The organism is Pseudomonas sp. E141 (genome assembly GCF_052659885.1).
In genome coordinates this window covers 4,762,211-4,778,790 of record NZ_CP084024.1, presented here as the reverse complement: position 1 = coordinate 4,778,790, position 16,580 = coordinate 4,762,211, and the positions used below count along the sequence as shown (strand labels likewise).

The 16,580-nt window shown below is 58.7% G+C and carries 18 protein-coding genes; 7 read left to right on the top strand and 11 right to left on the bottom strand.

Going from position 1 to position 16,580, the window contains the following annotated elements; translation table 11 throughout:
- Window positions 1-149: 149 nt before the first annotated feature.
- From GKKCFE_RS21365 to GKKCFE_RS21335, 7 genes are all read right to left on the bottom strand, one after another.
- Window positions 150-1,400, bottom strand: a complete 1,251-nt coding sequence (locus tag GKKCFE_RS21365) for a 2-aminoadipate transaminase (RefSeq protein ID WP_445577062.1) — start codon at window positions 1,398-1,400, stop codon at window positions 150-152.
- A 203-nt stretch (window positions 1,401-1,603) separates the two neighbouring features.
- Window positions 1,604-1,942 (bottom strand): HopJ type III effector protein, encoded by a 339-nt coding sequence (locus GKKCFE_RS21360; RefSeq protein ID WP_274090002.1) that lies wholly within the window; start codon window positions 1,940-1,942, stop codon window positions 1,604-1,606.
- On the bottom strand, window positions 1,935-2,231 hold the full coding sequence (locus GKKCFE_RS21355) for a DUF1244 domain-containing protein (RefSeq protein WP_188250967.1): 297 nt from the start codon (window positions 2,229-2,231) through the stop codon (window positions 1,935-1,937). The genes GKKCFE_RS21360 and GKKCFE_RS21355 overlap by 8 nt, the downstream gene beginning before the upstream one ends.
- Before the next feature lie 94 nt (window positions 2,232-2,325).
- Window positions 2,326-2,697 carry a dihydroneopterin triphosphate 2'-epimerase gene (gene folX, locus GKKCFE_RS21350; RefSeq protein ID WP_188250966.1) on the bottom strand — a complete coding sequence of 124 codons (372 nt, stop codon included), beginning with the start codon at window positions 2,695-2,697 and terminating at the stop codon, window positions 2,326-2,328.
- Entirely contained in the window at window positions 2,698-3,255 is a 558-nt protein-coding gene (gene folE / locus GKKCFE_RS21345; protein ID WP_047228635.1) for a GTP cyclohydrolase I FolE, read from the bottom strand.
- Window positions 3,256-3,275: 20 nt separating this feature from the next.
- Window positions 3,276-3,986, bottom strand: a complete 711-nt coding sequence (gene folM, locus GKKCFE_RS21340) for a dihydromonapterin reductase (protein ID WP_188250965.1) — start codon at window positions 3,984-3,986, stop codon at window positions 3,276-3,278.
- A gap of 134 nt (window positions 3,987-4,120) precedes the next feature.
- A complete protein-coding gene (locus GKKCFE_RS21335; protein WP_047228633.1) occupies window positions 4,121-4,690 on the bottom strand; it encodes an antibiotic biosynthesis monooxygenase in 570 nt (189 codons plus the stop codon).
- 219 nt (window positions 4,691-4,909) lie between these two features.
- Between GKKCFE_RS21335 and GKKCFE_RS21330 the strand changes: the two genes are divergently transcribed.
- A complete protein-coding gene (locus tag GKKCFE_RS21330) occupies window positions 4,910-5,869 on the top strand; it encodes a MerR family transcriptional regulator (RefSeq protein WP_445577061.1) in 960 nt (319 codons plus the stop codon).
- Window positions 5,870-5,892: 23 nt separating this feature from the next.
- On the opposite strand, the gene GKKCFE_RS21325 is transcribed toward GKKCFE_RS21330, so the two are convergent.
- Complete coding sequence (locus GKKCFE_RS21325) at window positions 5,893-6,498, bottom strand: hypothetical protein (protein ID WP_047228631.1); 606 nt, start codon at window positions 6,496-6,498, stop codon at window positions 5,893-5,895.
- Between the two features lie 54 nt (window positions 6,499-6,552).
- A complete protein-coding gene (locus GKKCFE_RS21320) occupies window positions 6,553-7,029 on the bottom strand; it encodes a PAS domain-containing protein (RefSeq protein ID WP_047228630.1) in 477 nt (158 codons plus the stop codon).
- A 156-nt stretch (window positions 7,030-7,185) separates the two neighbouring features.
- Between GKKCFE_RS21320 and GKKCFE_RS21315 the strand changes: the two genes are divergently transcribed.
- The 4 genes from GKKCFE_RS21315 (at window position 7,186) to GKKCFE_RS21300 (ending at window position 10,660) form a co-directional block, all read left to right on the top strand.
- Complete coding sequence (locus GKKCFE_RS21315; RefSeq protein ID WP_188250962.1) at window positions 7,186-7,641, top strand: flavodoxin; 456 nt, start codon at window positions 7,186-7,188, stop codon at window positions 7,639-7,641.
- 158 nt (window positions 7,642-7,799) lie between these two features.
- Window positions 7,800-8,582, top strand: a complete 783-nt coding sequence (locus tag GKKCFE_RS21310; protein ID WP_047228628.1) for a class II aldolase/adducin family protein — start codon at window positions 7,800-7,802, stop codon at window positions 8,580-8,582.
- Window positions 8,582-9,484, top strand: coding sequence for an alpha/beta fold hydrolase (locus tag GKKCFE_RS21305; RefSeq protein WP_445578061.1), 903 nt, complete (start codon window positions 8,582-8,584; stop codon window positions 9,482-9,484). The genes GKKCFE_RS21310 and GKKCFE_RS21305 overlap by 1 nt, the downstream gene beginning before the upstream one ends.
- Window positions 9,485-9,748: 264 nt before the next feature.
- On the top strand, window positions 9,749-10,660 hold the full coding sequence (locus GKKCFE_RS21300; protein ID WP_076383577.1) for an SDR family oxidoreductase: 912 nt from the start codon (window positions 9,749-9,751) through the stop codon (window positions 10,658-10,660).
- A gap of 43 nt (window positions 10,661-10,703) precedes the next feature.
- Here GKKCFE_RS21300 and GKKCFE_RS21295 read toward each other — a convergent pair whose 3' ends face one another.
- Both GKKCFE_RS21295 and GKKCFE_RS21290 read right to left on the bottom strand, forming a co-directional pair.
- On the bottom strand, window positions 10,704-11,471 hold the full coding sequence (locus tag GKKCFE_RS21295) for an N-acetylmuramoyl-L-alanine amidase (protein WP_188250961.1): 768 nt from the start codon (window positions 11,469-11,471) through the stop codon (window positions 10,704-10,706).
- 287 nt (window positions 11,472-11,758) lie between these two features.
- On the bottom strand, window positions 11,759-12,541 hold the full coding sequence (locus tag GKKCFE_RS21290) for an ATP-grasp domain-containing protein (RefSeq protein WP_445577060.1): 783 nt from the start codon (window positions 12,539-12,541) through the stop codon (window positions 11,759-11,761).
- Between the two features lie 760 nt (window positions 12,542-13,301).
- Between GKKCFE_RS21290 and GKKCFE_RS21285 the strand changes: the two genes are divergently transcribed.
- Both GKKCFE_RS21285 and GKKCFE_RS21280 read left to right on the top strand, forming a co-directional pair.
- On the top strand, window positions 13,302-15,095 hold the full coding sequence (locus tag GKKCFE_RS21285; RefSeq protein WP_107321887.1) for a DUF1302 domain-containing protein: 1,794 nt from the start codon (window positions 13,302-13,304) through the stop codon (window positions 15,093-15,095).
- A gap of 22 nt (window positions 15,096-15,117) precedes the next feature.
- Entirely contained in the window at window positions 15,118-16,485 is a 1,368-nt protein-coding gene (locus GKKCFE_RS21280) for a DUF1329 domain-containing protein (protein ID WP_139049161.1), read from the top strand.
- Window positions 16,486-16,580 lie beyond the last annotated feature (95 nt).

The following is a 16,580-nucleotide window of genomic DNA, read 5'->3' as shown; positions in this document are numbered from 1 at the left end:
TTATGCCTGGATATCTGCCGGCGAACCCCTGTGGGAGCGAGCTTGCTCGCGATGGCGTCAGGTCAGTCGACATTGATGGTGATTGATACACCGTCATCGCGAGCAAGCTCGCTCCCACAGGTTTTTTGTGTGGTCAGAAACAGCGCATTTCAGGCCAACTTCGCCAGGCAAGCCTCCAGAATATCCAACCCTTCCTCCAACACTGCCGCCTCGGTCGTCAACGGCGCCAGCAGCCGAATGATGTGCCGTGATTTGCCGCTGGGCATCAGCAGCAAACCAGACTCGCGCGCCAGGGCCAGCAATTGTGTCAATTGTGCCGAAGCCGGGCTGCCGTCGGCATGGGCCAGTTCGATGCCGCGCATTGCCCCGACGCCAGTCAGGCGGCCCAGGTAAGGGGACAGCCCGCGACTGCGCCATGACGCGTAGCGGCTGACTATCGCCTCTTCCTGTTGCGTGCCCCAGGCTTGCAGGTTTGCGTCGGTCATTTCCTCCAGGGTCGCCAATGCGGCGGCGCAGGCGATGGGATTGCCTGAGTAAGTGCCGCCCAAGCCACCTTTGGGCAGATTGTCCAGCAGCGCCTTGCGCCCCACCACGGCACCCAGGGGGACGCCGCCGGCAATGCTTTTACCCAGCAGGATCAGGTCCGGCTCGATACCCAGTCGCGAGAACGCAAAGCGCTGGCCGGTGCGACCGAAGCCGGACTGGATTTCATCGATGATCAGCACGATACCTTTCTCGTCGCAGAACTGCCGCAGGGCCTGGGCAAAGGCAATATCCATCGGCAGGAAACCGGCTTCGCCCTGCACCGGTTCGACGATGAAACACGCCAGGTCATTTACGTCGATCTCGACGCTGAACAACCGCTCCATGGCCTTCAACGCTTCTTCGCAGGTGACGCCGTTGTCCTTGCTGGGGTAGGGCAGGTGATAGACCGGTCCGGGTAGTACGCCGACTTTCTGTTTGTAGGGCGCGACCTTGCCGTTGAGATTGAGAGTGGCCAGGGTTCTGCCGTGGAAGCCGCCATCAAAGGCGATGACGGCCGTGCGCCCCGTGGCGCCGCGCACGATCTTCAAGGCGTTTTCCGCGGCTTCGGCGCCGCTGTTGGTGAGCATGCCGCTGACCGGGTAATCCACCGGGATAAATGCTGCCAGACGCTCCATCAATTCGATGTAGGGTGCGTGCGGGGCGGCGTTGAAGGCGTAGTGCGTCAGCCGGGTTGCCTGTTCGCGGATGGCTTCGACGACACGGGGATGGCAGTGGCCAAGGTTCAACACGCCGATGCCGCCCACGAAATCGATGTAGCGTTTGCCGTCGGTGTCCCAGACCTCGGCATTTTTGCCGTGGCTGAGGCTGACAGGGTGCACGGTGGAAATCGATTGGCTGATGGTTTCACTGCTCATGGATGACGGCTCGGAGGAAGGAAAGATTCCCTTTATCTAAGCCGCGAGCAGAGGTGGCCGGCAAACGAAATAAAGTTGCCGGGTCAATCTTAAAAGTCGGGATGTGAGATCAGTGAGTCTGGCGAGAACTGTTTCTGTGGCGAGGGAGCAAGCTCCCTCGCCACAGAAAAGCGGACCTCGGCACAGAGGGGAGGCGCGTTGGGTCAGCGCCGCCGCAACGGCTGAGTCTCGAACTTCACACCCGCCAAGCCATGGGCCATCAGCGCCCGGATATTGCCGTGGTCGCTGCCCTCAGGCGTGGCCAGTACCGACCGGTAATGTTCGCCGAACGCCAGCAGCGCTTCTTCATCGCTCAAGCCTTCGAGCAGCGCCAGGCCCAGGGTCTTGCAGGAACCTTCGTTCTGCCCGGCGGCGTTGTCGACGTCACCGTTTTTAAAAGGCTGAGGCTGGTAGTCGTAGCCGGCGGCGATAAAGGCCAGGGTGTCGGCAAAAATGTGTTCGCCGCTCTTGAGGCTGGCGCGCAGGGTGTTCAGGTCAGGCATCGGGTTTTCCTTTGGCGAACGCCGCTTGCTGTTCGGCGCTGGCTTCTTGCTGGTATTGGGCTTTCCACTCGGCGTAGGGCATGCCGTAAACCACTTCGCGGGCGTCATCGAGGCTGACCTCGATCTGGCGTTCATCGGCAGCTGCCTTGTACCACTTGGACAGGCAGTTGCGGCAGAAGCCGGCGAGGTTCATCAGGTCGATATTCTGCACATCCTTGCGGCTGTCCAGGTGGGCAACCAGCCGACGGAAAGCGGCGGCTTCAAGTTCGAGGCGTTGTTGAGGGGACATAGTATTCACTGCGAATGTAAGGGTGGGGATAGCTTCAAGCTTCAGGCTTCAAGCCGCAAGTAAAAGCCGAGTCGCTTCAACTTGCAGCTTGTAGCTAGCGGCTTGCAGCTAAAGTAATCGACACCGACTCGGCAAATCGCAAGGCGTGGGGTTTGTCGACTTCGACTTCGGCATACAGCACCGATTCGTTGGCCATGACCAGATCGAGCAGTTCCTGGGTCAGGCGTTCGAGCAGGGCGAAACGGTTGCCTTCCACGTGGGCGATGATCGCCTTGGTGATGGTGCGGTAGTTCAGTGCGTGGTCGATGTCGTTGTCGCGCACCGCATCCTGGGCCGCGTAGAGGATGGTCAAGTTGATCAACACATCCTGTTTGTTGAGGATTTCGTCCTCGTTGATGCCAATGAACGTGCGCAAGCGTAAGTCCTTGACCTTGATGCGCGCCATGGCGGGTTGAAGTTGTGGCATTTACTTGCTCCGTCGAATCAATTGCAGGAACTCCTGGCGGGTGGTGCTGGATTCGCGAAAGACGCCGAGCATCACCGAGGTGTTCATGGTCGAGTTCTGTTTTTCGACACCGCGCATCATCATGCACATGTGCTGGGCTTCGATCACCACCGCAACGCCGGCCGCCTGGGTGACCTGCTGCACCGCGTCGGCAATTTGCCGGGTGAGGTTTTCCTGGATTTGCAGGCGGCGGGCGAACATGTCCACCAGCCGGGCGATCTTCGACAGCCCCAGGACCTTGCCCGTAGGAATATAAGCCACATGAGCCTTGCCGATGAAGGGCAGCAGATGATGTTCGCACAGGGAATAGAGTTCGATGTCGGCGACGATCACCATTTCATCGCTGTCGGAGGCGAACAGGGCGCCGTTGACGATCTGTTCGACGCTTTGTTCATAGCCGTGACAAAGGTACTGCATGGCCTTGGCCGCGCGCACCGGAGTATCCAGCAGGCCTTCGCGTTCCGGGTCTTCACCCAGGCCGATGAGGATCTCGCGATAGTTCTGGGGCGATAGCGCCATGGTGCATCCTCGAAGCAAGGCTATTTGACGTGCCGGCCGCCGTTGACGGTCAGGGTCGTGCCGGTGACGTAGGGGTTGTCCAGCAGATAACGCAGGCTCTGATAGATCACTTCGCTGCCGGGCTCGATGCCCAGCGCGGACTTGGCCAGGGCCTTGGCACGGTAGGCCGCGTCGTCTTCGGGATTGAACAGTAGCAGGGCCGGGGCAATTGCGTTGACCTTGATGTGTGGCGCGTATTTCGCCGCGAACGACAGGGTCAGGCTTTCGAGCCCGGCCTTGGTGGCGCAATAGGCGATATGCCGGCTGCTGCCCTTGCGCGTGACGTCATCGCTGATGTGCACGATATCCGCCGGGGTTGAGCGTTGCAGCAGCTCGGCACACTGCAGGTTGATCAGGTAGGGGGCGAGCATGTGCACGGCGAACATGGCGTTGAACGCGCTCGCTTCGTGGCCGGGCGTCTCGGTCAGCCATGCCGAGGCGTTGTGGACAATGGCGCGCAATCGGTCGGTGTGCTGCTTGAGCTGATCAATGAAGGCCGAAATCCCGGTTTCATTGGAAAAGTCAGCGAACAGCACGATCGCCCCCAGATCCCGCAACGCCTGCACGCCCGGGCGCTCGGTGCGGAAAGTGGCGATTACCGGATGACCGTCTTCGAGCAATCGACGGGCGCAGTGCAAACCGACGCGCTGGGCTGCGCCAGTGATCAGGATCGGAGCGGTGGCGCTGGACATAGGAAGGCTCGGTTCACGGCAATCGCAAAACTATAACAGCGACGCAAGGTGGCGACGACTCTGTGGGAGCAAGCCCTCTCCCACAGTGACCCTTGTTGAACGCGAACGCTGCGGCCGACGAGAGCGGCCCGGCATCACTGATTCTGCGTAGCCGGCTTGGCTGGCAGTGCTTTGGGCGCTGCACCGTTCAACCAACCCGCCAGCAGGTGAGTCGACATCGGAATAAACAGATAGACCATCAATGGCGTCAGAATGAGTGTGCTGATCAGCACGCGGCTCATCATTCCCAGCTCACTGAGCAATGGCCCCAGCAGAAAGTTGAACAGCAGCGACACCGGAAAGAACGCGAGCCAGATGGCCACGGCCTGTTTCCAGCGCGGTGGACGTTGATCGCCGGCGCCAAACCAACCGTCGATACCGCGCACCCTGTGTTCCGAAGGGTGGGCAAACAGCTCGCTGCCTCGCGCCAGCCACGCCGTGCGCGAGGCCGAGTGCTCCCAGGCATGCAGGGTCTGCTCGTCGGCAAAGCGGAAAATAATCTGGAATTCATCGCTCTGAGGCGGTGGCGCGAGTACACCGGAACCCAGGTAGCCGGGAAAGTCGGTGGCCAATTGTTCGCCTTCGCGCAACCAGACGATCAGGTCCTGATAGCGCCCATTGGCGACACGACGGGCCACCATCAAGGTGACGGGTGAGGTAGACATTATGTATCTCCGTAAAACAGGTGCGGTACTCCGGGTAGGAGATTCGCGGGAACGCCCCAGGGTGGTGGGGCGCGTCCGTTCGCCAAAAAGCACGCAAGGTTTATTCCTTCTTGAGTGAAAAGCAACAAAATCGCGCATCAGTGGCATTTGTTCTTGTCATCCTATGACTCAGAGGGAGTACACTGGGATCCAATTTGCCAGCCGGAATTGTCTGCCAAAATGAGCGTAATCACAGAGGATAACTTCGTTTTCCAGGCAACCACTGCCTTGAGGCAGGAGGAACTGTTCCCCATCCGCGAAGTAGCGCGACTGACCGGCGTGAATCCCGTGACCTTGCGCGCATGGGAGCGTCGCTACGGTCTGATCCAGCCCACGCGCACTGAAAGCGGGCATCGCTTGTACTCCGTCGGCGATATCGAAAAGGTGCGCAGCATCCTTGCCTGGATTGAGCGCGGGGTGGCTGTGAGCAAAGTGGGAAAGATCCTGACCAAGACCGAATCGGTGCAACCGGTTTCCGCGCTTATTTCCTCGGATCTGGTGAAAGCCGATTATGCCCAGTGGCAACAACAGGTGGCTGGCGCGGTTGGCAACTTTGACGATATAGAGCTGGACCGTATCTACGGGCAGATATTTTCCACCTACGCTGTGCCGATCGTATTTCAGGACATCCTGATGCCGGTCTGGCGACAGCTGCAGCAACGCCAGCAGGAGTTCGGACAAACCAGCGAGTGGGTGTTTTTCGATGGGTTCCTGCGTTCACGCATCATCCAGCGACTCCTGCTCAAACGCGAAGCCCATGCGCGACGGGTGTTGGTCGTGGGCATTGTCGGTCAATGTCGAGAGCTGGAGTTGCTGGTCACGGCGCTGTTCGTCTCCAAGGCGGAAGTCGGCGTCAGGGTGTTGACCATTGGGCTGCCATTCGACGAACTGACCCTGGTGTGCCAGAAGATCCAGCCGTTGGCGTTGGTGCTGGTTTCCAACCATGCACCCCCTGCCGAGTTACCCAAGCGCCTGAACAAGTTGGCGATGGGCCTGGACTGCCCGCTGATGCTGGCCGGTGATGCGTCCGATCTGCTTCAGGACAGCCTCGCCGGGTCGTCGATAGGTTGCCTGGGCAGTGAAGGGACCTTGATGCACCAGCGGTTGCGACAACTATTGGCAGGTACTTTGGATACCTGATAACCGGCAGGTCAAGCCGTGCACTAGATATGCATGGCCGGATGGGTCAGGCGGTGTTGCTGAAGGATGTATTGACGCAGGCGTTCGGTCTCATCCTCGTCATTCTGGCTCAGGTGGTAGGCGTATAAGCCCTGATCGGTTTCCCGTTCCAGTGTGCCGCGCAAGGAAATCCTTTCATAACCTGACGGGCTGAACCACAAGGCAAATTGCTTTGGCGGCTTGGTCCGACTGCGGTTTTGCAACAGGATTCCTTTGCAGGAGACCTCATGGGCCCAGAGCGGCCCGGGCAGGCCTTTGGCATTTTCCAGCGCCACCGGCTCGTCAAGCGTGAGGCGCCATGGCCGAATTTTCGGCCCATCTTCGTAGATGCTGGGCACCCCCAGACGCAGGTGCATTGCGTGGAATTCGTCTTCCACCAGGTGCAACGGAAAAGTCATTTGCTGGTTTTCGAAGTTGGCTTGCAGCGTGACCTGTTCGTTAGCCGCCAGGCGCGTCAGCAAGTCACGAATCTGCGACCCGCCGTTTACCAGCAAGCTCGACGTTACATCCCGCTCGTTGAGTTGCGGGTTGTGCTGCATGGTCCGGATGAAATCCAATTCATCCTGCGTCAGTAGGGCGTCGCGCTGCATGATGTGCTCGAAAAGAGGAATTACACTTTCACTGGTGATTGTAGTGACTGACCGCTAATTCGCCGGTTTGTTTGCGCCGTTCGTCGCTTCGAGTCGGGCAATGGTTGCTCGTGCTTCGGCCAGCTCCTTTTCCAGCTGGGCGACGCGTTGCTGAGCCTTGACCTGAGCGGTCACGTCTTTTTGCACACCCACGAAATAAGTGCGTCCGTCAGCCTCGTTTTTCACCGTCGACAGAGACAACTCATTCCAGAAAGGGCTGCCGTCCTTGCGGTAGTTGCGCAAAATCTCCCGGCAGGCACCGTTCTGCTTGAGGGCCGTGCGAATCTGCTCCAGGGCCGGCTGGTCGCGATCACCTGACTGCAGGAATCGGCAATCCTGATAAAGAATCTCTTCACTGCTGTAGCCGGTCAGCCGTTCGAAAGCCGGGTTTACGTAGATCAGGATATTGTCTTCATCGCCTTCTTTTTCAGCGATGACAATGCCGTCGTTCGAGGCGTTGATGACCAGTTGCATCAGTTGAGCATTAATCATGGGCGACATCCCTTGAACATCCCTGTGTGCGCTGCATTTTAGAAGAACCTACCGCGATGTCTACTGGCCATTAATGGATGTTGAGAGTCAATCGCAGCGTTGCGTCTGAGCCTGCTACTATCGCCGCTCTTTTTATTCAGGTTCAGGATCAGATTGATGAAAGTCGCCATCCTTTCGGGTTCCGTCTACGGGACCGCCGAAGAAGTCGCTCGGCACGCCGCCAAACTGCTCGGTGAAGCGGGTTTTGAAACGCTGCACAACCCGCGCGCAAGCCTTGCGGACATTCAGGCGTTTGGCCCGGCGGCCTTGCTGGCCGTGACTTCCACGACGGGCATGGGAGAGTTGCCGGACAACTTGATGCCCTTATATTCGACGATTCGCGACCAATTGCCAGCCTATTTTCGTGACCTGCCGGGTGCCGTGATAGGCCTGGGCGACGCCAGTTATGGCGATACCTTCTGCGGCGGTGGCGAGCAGATGCGCGAGTTGTTCGCCGAGCTGGGCGTGCGCGAGGTATTGCCCATGTTGCGTCTGGATGCCAGCGAAAGCGTCACCCCGGAAACCGATGCCGAACCTTGGCTGGAGGCGTTGATCGACGCGCTGCGTCGCTAACGTAATGTGAGGTGAACGGCCACCCCCGGATGACTCGCTCGGCCAGTAAGCTGGCTGCCAATGCAACTACCGACCTCGCGGGAGCTGACTAGACTGGTTAGCTTGTTCATGACTGTTTCAGAACAAGCACCTATAACTAGAAAGCAGAGGTCAGAGCCGTGAGCGTAGCGCCCGTCCCATCGACACTCAGCATCAAGGATCAGGTCAGTGCCGCCGAATGGCAAACTCGCGTCGATCTGGCCGCCTGTTACCGGCTAGTCGCCCTGTATGGCTGGGATGACCTGATTTTCACGCATATATCCGCCAAGGTGCCCGGGACCGATGATTTTTTGATCAACCCGTTCGGGTTGATGTTTCATGAGGTCACCGCCTCGAGCCTGGTCAAGGTCGATCAGGCCGGCAACAAGCTGATGGACAGCCCCTACGAGATCAATCCGGCCGGTTATACCATCCACAGCGCGGTGCATGAGGTGCGGCACGATGTGGTGTGTGTGCTGCATACCCACACGGCGGCCGGCGTTGCTGTGTCGGCACAGAAGCAGGGTGTGTTGCCCATCAGCCAGCAATCGTTGTTCGTATTGTCGAGTCTGGCGTATCACGCCTATGAAGGCGTGGCCCTCAATCACGAAGAGAAGGCCCGCCTGCAGGCGGATCTGGGCGCCAATAATTTCCTGATGCTGCACAATCACGGTCTGCTGACCTGCGGCGGCACCATTGCCGACACCTTCCTGATGATGTTCACCTTCCAGCGAGCCTGTGACATCCAGGTCCTGGCGCTCAACGGTGGGGCTGAACTGATCGCCATCGAGCCGCAGATACTGGCCGGCGCCCGGGCGATGATTGCCGGGGTGACCAAAAGCGCCCAAGGCATGGGAGGCGCGCTGGCATGGCCGGCGTTGCTGCGCAAGCTGGATCAACAAGATTCGGGTTATAGATGCTGATGCCTCTGGTCCAGATTCCCCTGCGTATTTGGCGCCAGCGCGGCCAGACTTTGATGTTCCGTGGCCACGCTATCCGGTATTGGGTGGCGGGGCACGGCGAGCCGTTGTTGCTGATCCATGGTTTCCCCACCGCCAGTTGGGACTGGCATTACCTGTGGCAGCCGCTGGCACAGCGTTATCGGGTGATCGCCTGTGACATGCTCGGTTTTGGCGACTCGGCCAAGCCGACGGATCATGTCTACAGCCTGTTGGAGCAGGCTGACCTGCAGCAGGCTTTGCTGGCGCATTTGAATGTGAAGCAAGCCGTGCATGTACTGGCCCATGATTATGGTGACAGCGTGGCCCAGGAACTGATCGCCCGTCACTACGAGGCGCGCATCGAACTCGCCAGTTGTGTCTTTCTCAACGGCGGTCTGTTTCCCGAAACCCATCGTCCGGTGCTGATGCAAAAACTGTTGCTCAGCCCCTTGGGCTGGCTACTGGGCCGAGCTTTTTCCCGAGAAGGCCTGGTCAAGAGTTTTCGCCAGATATTCGGCCCCAGGACTGGCCCGACCGAAAGCGAGCTGGACGATTACTGGAGCCTGGTCGAAACCCATAACGGACCGCGGATCATGCACAAACTCATTGCCTATATTCCCGAACGGCGTGTGCAGCGTGACCGCTGGGTGCAGGCCATGCAGCGCGGCGAGGTGGCGCTGCGGGTGATCGACGGCGCGGTCGATCCGATTTCCGGTGAACACATGGTGGCGCGCTACGAGGCGCTGATCCCCAACCCTGACACCGTACTGCTGCCCGACATCGGCCACTACCCGCACACCGAAGCCCCGGTGCAGGTACTCAAGCATTACCTGGAGTTTCGCGAAAACATGGCCGCACCGGTCAGGCAGGTGGTCTGCTCATAAGTGCTGAAGGTTGGAGCACTATCGCGAGCAGGCTCGCTCCCACAGAGAGGCGACTCTACGCAGGCCTGTGTGGGAGCGAGGCTGCTCGCGATGGCAGCGACTCGGTCCCGCCTCTGGTGAGGGTCACGGAGCCCACAGCAGATCCGGCTCGCATCATCCCCTCACCTTATTGGCCACCATTCACTTGTAACCCTGTTGATTGTGACCAACCGCCCTGTGCCCGACACTCGGGGCATTGTTCTATTGCCTGCTGGAGTTCTGCCCATGAGTGAATCTGTGCGCTTCGAAGATAAAGTCGTGATCGTCACGGGAGCCGGCGGTGGCCTGGGGCGAGCCCATGCCCTGTTGTTCGCCAGGCAGGGGGCCAAAGTGCTGGTCAACGACCTTGGCGGCTCTGCCCAGGGAGAAGGGGCCAACGCCTCGGCGGCGGATCGGGTGGTCGCTGAAATTCGCCAAGCCGGCGGCATTGCCGAAGCGAACCACGACTCCGTCACCGATGGCGACAAGCTTGTTCAAAACGCGCTCGACGTGTTTGGCCGGGTCGATGTAGTGGTCAACAACGCCGGGATCCTGCGGGACAAGACCTTCCACAAAATGGAGGACGCCGACTGGGACCTGGTCTACCGCGTCCATGTCGAGGGCGCCTACAAAGTCACCCGCGCCGCCTGGCCACACCTGCGTGAGCAGAATTACGGGCGGGTGATCTTTACGGCCTCCACGTCCGGCATCTACGGCAACTTCGGTCAATCCAACTACGGCATGGCCAAGCTCGGCCTTTATGGCCTGACGCGCACCCTGGCCATCGAAGGTCGCAAGAACAATATTCTGGTCAATGCCATCGCGCCCACCGGTGGCACCCGCATGACCGAAGGCCTGATCCCGCCGCAGGTGTTCGAACAGCTCAAGCCTGAACTCGTCAGCCCGTTGGTGGTGTACCTGGCCAGCGAGACCTGCCAGGAAACCTCCGGGTTGTTCGAAGTGGGCGGCGGCTGGATGGGCAAGGTGCGTTGGGAGCGCAGCCTGGGTGCCGGCTTCGATCCAAACAAAGGTTTCTCGCCCGAAGACGTCGCGGCCCACTGGCAGCAAATCTGTGATTTCGAGGGTGCGGTACACCCCAATGACAACCTTGAAGCGTTGAAGGAAATGATGGCGAACTTGCAGCGCTACACCGTTTGACCTTGCGGCCTCGACCCGTTGCCGTCACGCGCGGCAACGGTGGTCAGGGGACGTATTTCTTCACCAGCGCCGCCAGATTCGCGGCAGTCTCGATGTCCATCACACCGTCGTATTTCGCTGGACGAAAGTGCAGCTGAAAGGCTCGCACCAAACGCTGAAAACCCGCACTTGTGGCGGCTGCCGACGTGTCATACCCATATTTGCGGAACAAGCCGAGCAGTTGCTCGCGAGTCGGCAGGCCGTTGCATTGGTAGGCGCGGGTGTAAGCTTCCTGCGTGGGTTCATCGAACCATGCGCCGATGCCCTTAAGATACAGCGTATGCCAGGGGAACATCGGGCCGGGATCGCTTTTCCTGCCAGCGGCAATATCCGAGTGTCCCACCACATTGACCGGGCTGATGTCCGGATAGCGCTTGAGGATGTTCAACGCCAGGTATTCGATCGCCTCGACTTGCTGAGGTTGATAAGGCGGGAAAGTGAATTGCCCGTGGTTATCGGTGGCCAGGTTGACGATTTCAACACCGATCGAGGTGTCGTTCAGATTCGTGCGACCACCCCAACTGCTCACCCCCGCGTGCCAGGCACGTTGGTTCTCGTCGACCAGATTGAAAATCTGCGGTTCCTGGAAACCTGCTTTCAAGTAACTCGGGTCGCTGAAGTCCGGGATGAGGTAGTGGGCGCTGACAGAGGAACCGGTCAGTGCGTTGATGGAGGATGAAAAGTTTGCGGCGGTGTAATGAAAGACTAGAAAACGAATTCTATTGTTGAAGCCTTTTACCGAGCGATAGCTGTTGTAGTTGATAAGTGTCATAAAAACTCACTGAGGTTTAAAGTCAAAACATAATGCTGTGACTGACATTCAGCCTAACAGTGAGTTTTTGATGGGGCCGTAGTGGGATTCTTGCTTTGTTGTAGGAATAGGCGTTTGGATGTCCGGGAATTGATCGTTAATGGGAGTAGGGTTTGTTCGCTATTTCTTATGGCGGGCTCTGGCAGTATTGTAGGAATCGAGAAGCTTTAGTTGAGGGTGAGCCTAAATATTAAAAGGTAGCAGTTTAAGTGTGGCGCTGTTTTCGCTGATTAAATGATTCTTCCCGTCTATCTCGCGCAACTCAACATCCAGGCAAAGCGCTCGGCGGACCACTCCTTGCGGTCTGACACTTGGCCATCGCCCAGTTCGATCACCCGCATTACACCGTCTGACCTGAGCGCTATGTCGATCGAGAAAAAAGGACTGTCGATCAGCTGTGCGCATTCGGTCGCTAACTCGGGCACCTCATCGGTGGCGCTATAAGCCTGGCCGTGGAGCACAAAGTAGCGACGCTCGGTTTCTTTGAGGTATTCCTCTCGTCGTCTGACACATATACCGCCTTCAATCTGCCCGCGATACTGACGCATGATCCCAACCAGCGGCGCTATGTCTTCGGGAGTGTCCACCAGGCTGCCTCCACTGGTGTTAAGTGACTTTACGTAGTCCTTGATGAAGTAGCCCGGCCATTGCAACCCTTGGAGGGCCTGATTGAAGTTTGCATCACTGGCCAGTACCACGGTTTCGCTCGTACAGGCAGCCAGCAACGGATACCACTGCGGCAAGTGATGACAATTTTGGTATTGCGTGGCGTTGGTCACCTCAATGGCACCTTTGTCGCGCATGTGCATAACCAACGCAGCATAAGCGTCAGGCGTCAGCATCCACCCCCGGTACAAAATGCAGTCGCCGGGCGTGAGGGATACAGAAGTCTTGAAAGTCCCTGCTTCGAAATCTTCAAAAGAGAACAGCGCGGTCCGTAGTCCGGTGGTCACTACTGCGTCGTACTCTTCCATGTACTGTTCATCGGGGCGCTTTTTATCAAACGGATCGCTAGGGTAGAGAAGATACATATCGCTTTCTCGATTTAATCAGTGTCGCGTTTTTGGTAGTTTTTGATGTGTCGCTTAGACATCATTGCGTTGATGTTATTGATGCTGTAAATCTCACTGTCCAGGTTTATGTATTGTTTGTGGTGTGTTGATTTACTTTTCGATACGTGCATTTCAAATGTCCCTGCCAGTACTCACTGTATGCAGCCGTGCCTGTTCATTTATTCGTCACCATCAAGGCGGCGAAAAAGACTATAAGTTCGATTGCATTGGCTGGGCAGGTGAGAGATTCCGACCATGTTGTAGGAATCGAGAAGTTTCACGCAGGAAATCAACCCACATAAAAAAGGCCGCTGCAAAAAGCAGCGGCCTGAAAATGACGTTGCAAAGGAGCAAAAAACCAACGTCAGTGAACACGGGAGGTGATGGACCGATGCGCCAATCCATCCGAATGACGGTGCGCCGGTCGCGAGGGACGCGATGGCGGCTTGTGCCTGCAGGCCCGTTGCCCTGAAAGCCCGGCCAGCATAGGGATTGGCCATCGTCGGAAACAGCCCGGATCCGGACATGCACCGTTGCAGGGCGCGCAACAGTTAACAGGCCCGATGAATATGCGCGGCGCTGATGACCCATCATCCAGTGCGTCCATGCGCGGCGCAAAGCCCCGTATTCCATGACCTGTAATCCTTTCGGGGTACAGCGCGAATACCTCCTTGGTGCGCTTATCGCCCATGTCGTGCGGCAGTAGGGTGAAGGCTCTGTCACTCACCGGGGAAGACGCATGACAACAATAACAATGCGCGCCATCTTCAAACCGCAGGCGCTGGCCGTCGCGGTGGCCTTGGGTTGCTCTGCCCAGGCGCAGGCCGTTTCATTCAACATTGGCGAGATCGAGGGGCAGTTCGACTCCTCGTTGTCCGTGGGCGCGAGCTGGGGCATGCGCGACGCCGACCGGGACTTGGTCGGCAGCGTCAACGGCGGTACGGGGCAGTCGTCCACCGGTGACGATGGGCGGCTGAACTTCAAGAAGGGCGATACCTTTTCCAAGATATTCAAAGGCCTGCACGATCTCGAACTCAAGTACGGTGATACTGGCGTGTTCGTGCGCGGCAAGTATTGGTATGACTTCGAACTCAAGGACGAAAACCGGCCGTTCAAGGACATCAGCGACAGCAACCGCAAGGAAGGCTCCAAGTCGTCAGGGGCGCAGCTTCTCGATGCGTTTGTCTATCACAATTACTCCATCGCCGACTTGCCGGGTACGGTGCGTGCGGGCAAGCAGGTGGTCAGTTGGGGTGAAAGTACCTTCATCGGCAACTCCATCAACAGCATCAACCCGGTGGACGTCTCCGCGTTTCGCCGTCCGGGTGCCGAGATCAAGGAAGGCCTGATCCCGGTGAACATGCTGTTCGCCTCCCAGGGCTTGACCGACAAGCTCACCATCGAAGGTTTCTACCAACTGGAATGGGACCAGACGGTCGTCGATAACTGCGGCACTTTCTTTGGCAACGACGTGGTGGCCGATGGCTGCACCAGCGGTTACACCGTGGGCAGCCCGGCGATTGCGCCATTCGTACCATTGACTCAGGCCTTTGGCCAAGGCATCCAGGTGAATGACGAAGGCGTTGTCATTGCTCGCAGCGGTGACCGTGACGCACGTGATTCCGGCCAGTGGGGCACGGCGTTGCGCTGGCTCGGTGACGACACCGAGTACGGCCTGTACTTCATGAACTACCACAGCCGCACGCCAACCGTGGGCACCACCACCGCCGGCCTGTCTACATTGTCGGCATTGCCGGGAATGGTCGCGATTGCAGAAGGGCTTGCCCCTGGCAGCGGTTCGGGGCTGGCGCAAAGCGTGATGCTGGGGCGCGGTCAGTATTACCTTGAATACCCCGAGGACATCCGTCTGTACGGTGCCAGCTTCGCCACCACGCTGCCTACCGGCACCGCGTGGACCGGGGAAATCAGCTACCGCCCCAACGCACCTGTGCAGCTCAACACCAACGATCTGACCCTGGCCTTGCTCAACCCGATCGCAGGCGGTGCAGCTTCGCCCATCGCGACCTCGCCCGGGGCCGATAACACCGGTTATCGTCGTAAGGAGTTGACCCAGATCCAGAGCACCCTGACACACTTCTTCGACCAGGTGCTGGGCGCTGATCGCCTGACCGTGGTGGGCGAGGCGGCGGTGGTGCACGTCGGTGGCCTGGAATCCAAGGACAAGCTGCGTTATGGCCGTGACTCGGTTTACGGCCAGTACGGGTTTGGCGGTGACACCGACGGTTTCGTCACCTCGACCTCGTGGGGCTATCGCGCCCGGGCAATTCTTGACTACTCCAACGTCGTTGCCGGTATCAACTTCAAGCCCAACGTCTCCTGGTCCCATGACGTTGCCGGCTACGGCCCCAACGGCTTGTTCAACGAAGGCGCCAAGGCCATCAGCTTGGGTGTCGATGCCGACTACCGCAACACCTATACCGCCAGCCTGAGTTACACCGACTTTTTCGGCGGCGACTACAACGTCCTCGAAGACCGCGACTTCCTCGCGTTGAGCTTTGGCGTGAACTTCTGATCTGGCTGACAAGGAAAAACCAATGCGCAAGATGATTCTGCAATGCGGCGCCCTGGCCCTGAGCCTGCTGGCCGCGAACGTGATGGCGGCAGTTTCGCCGGATGAAGCAAACAAATTGGGCAGCAGCCTTACGCCGCTGGGCGCGGAAAAGGCAGGCAATGCCGATGGCTCGATTCCGGCCTGGACCGGTGGCATCGCCAAAAACGCCGGGGCGGTGGACAGCAAAGGCTTTCTGGCCGATCCCTTTGCCGGGGAAAAACCGCTGTTCACCATCACCGCCGAGACCGTGGACAAGTACAAGGACAAGCTTTCCGAAGGCCAGATAGCGATGTTCAAGCGCTATCCGCAAACCTACAAGATTCCGGTCTATCCGACCCATCGCAGCGTCTCGCTACCGCCCGAGATCTACGAGTCGGCCAAGCGCAGCGCCCTCAACGTCACCACCATCAATGACGGCAACGGCTTGGCCAATTTCACCGGTAACCGTTACTACGCATTCCCGATCCCCAAGAACGGCGTGGAAGTGCTGTGGAACCACGTCACCCGCTATCACGGCGGCAACGTGCGGCGCATCATCACCCAGGCCACCCCACAAACCAACGGCAGCTTTACACCGATCCGCTTCGAAGAAGAGATCGCCGTGCCGTTTCTGATCAAAGACGCCGATCCGGAAAAGGCCAGCAACGTGCTGACCTACTTCAAACAGTCGGTCACCGCGCCCGCGCGTCTGGCCGGTAACGTGCTGCTGGTGCATGAAACGCTTGACCAGGTGAAGGAGCCGCGCCTGGCCTGGATCTACAACGCCGGCCAGCGCCGTGTGCGTCGCGCCCCGCAAGTGGCCTACGACGGCCCGGGCACCGCCGCTGACGGGTTGCGTACCTCCGATAACTTCGACCTGTTCTCCGGCGCGCCGGACCGCTACGACTGGAAGTTGGTGGGGAAGAAGGAAATGTACATCCCCTACAACAGCTACAAACTGGATTCCCCCAGCCTCAAGTATGACGACGTGATCAAGGCCGGCCACATCAATCAGGATCTGACCCGCTATGAACTGCATCGGGTCTGGGAAGTGGTCGGTACGGTCAAGCCAAACGAACGTCACATCTACGCCAAGCGCCACATGTATTTCGATGAAGACAGCTGGCAGGCGGCACTGGTGGATCACTACGACGGTCGCGGTCAACTGTGGCGGGTGGCCGAAGGTCATGCCCAGTTCTACTACGCCAACCAGAACCCGGGCTACACCCTTGAGGCGCTCTACGACATCATCGCCGGCCGCTACATTGCGCTGGGGATGAAGAACGAAGAGAAGCGCAGCTACGAGTACGGTTTCGAAGCCAGGGCTGCGGACTTCACGCCAGCGGCGCTGCGCTCGACGGGGGTTCGTTGAGACCCGGCGGTTTGAAGCTGACTATGGCTGACGTTAGATAATCGTGAGGACCGGCAATCGATTTGCCGGTCTTTTTTTATGGGCGCCAATCAGCG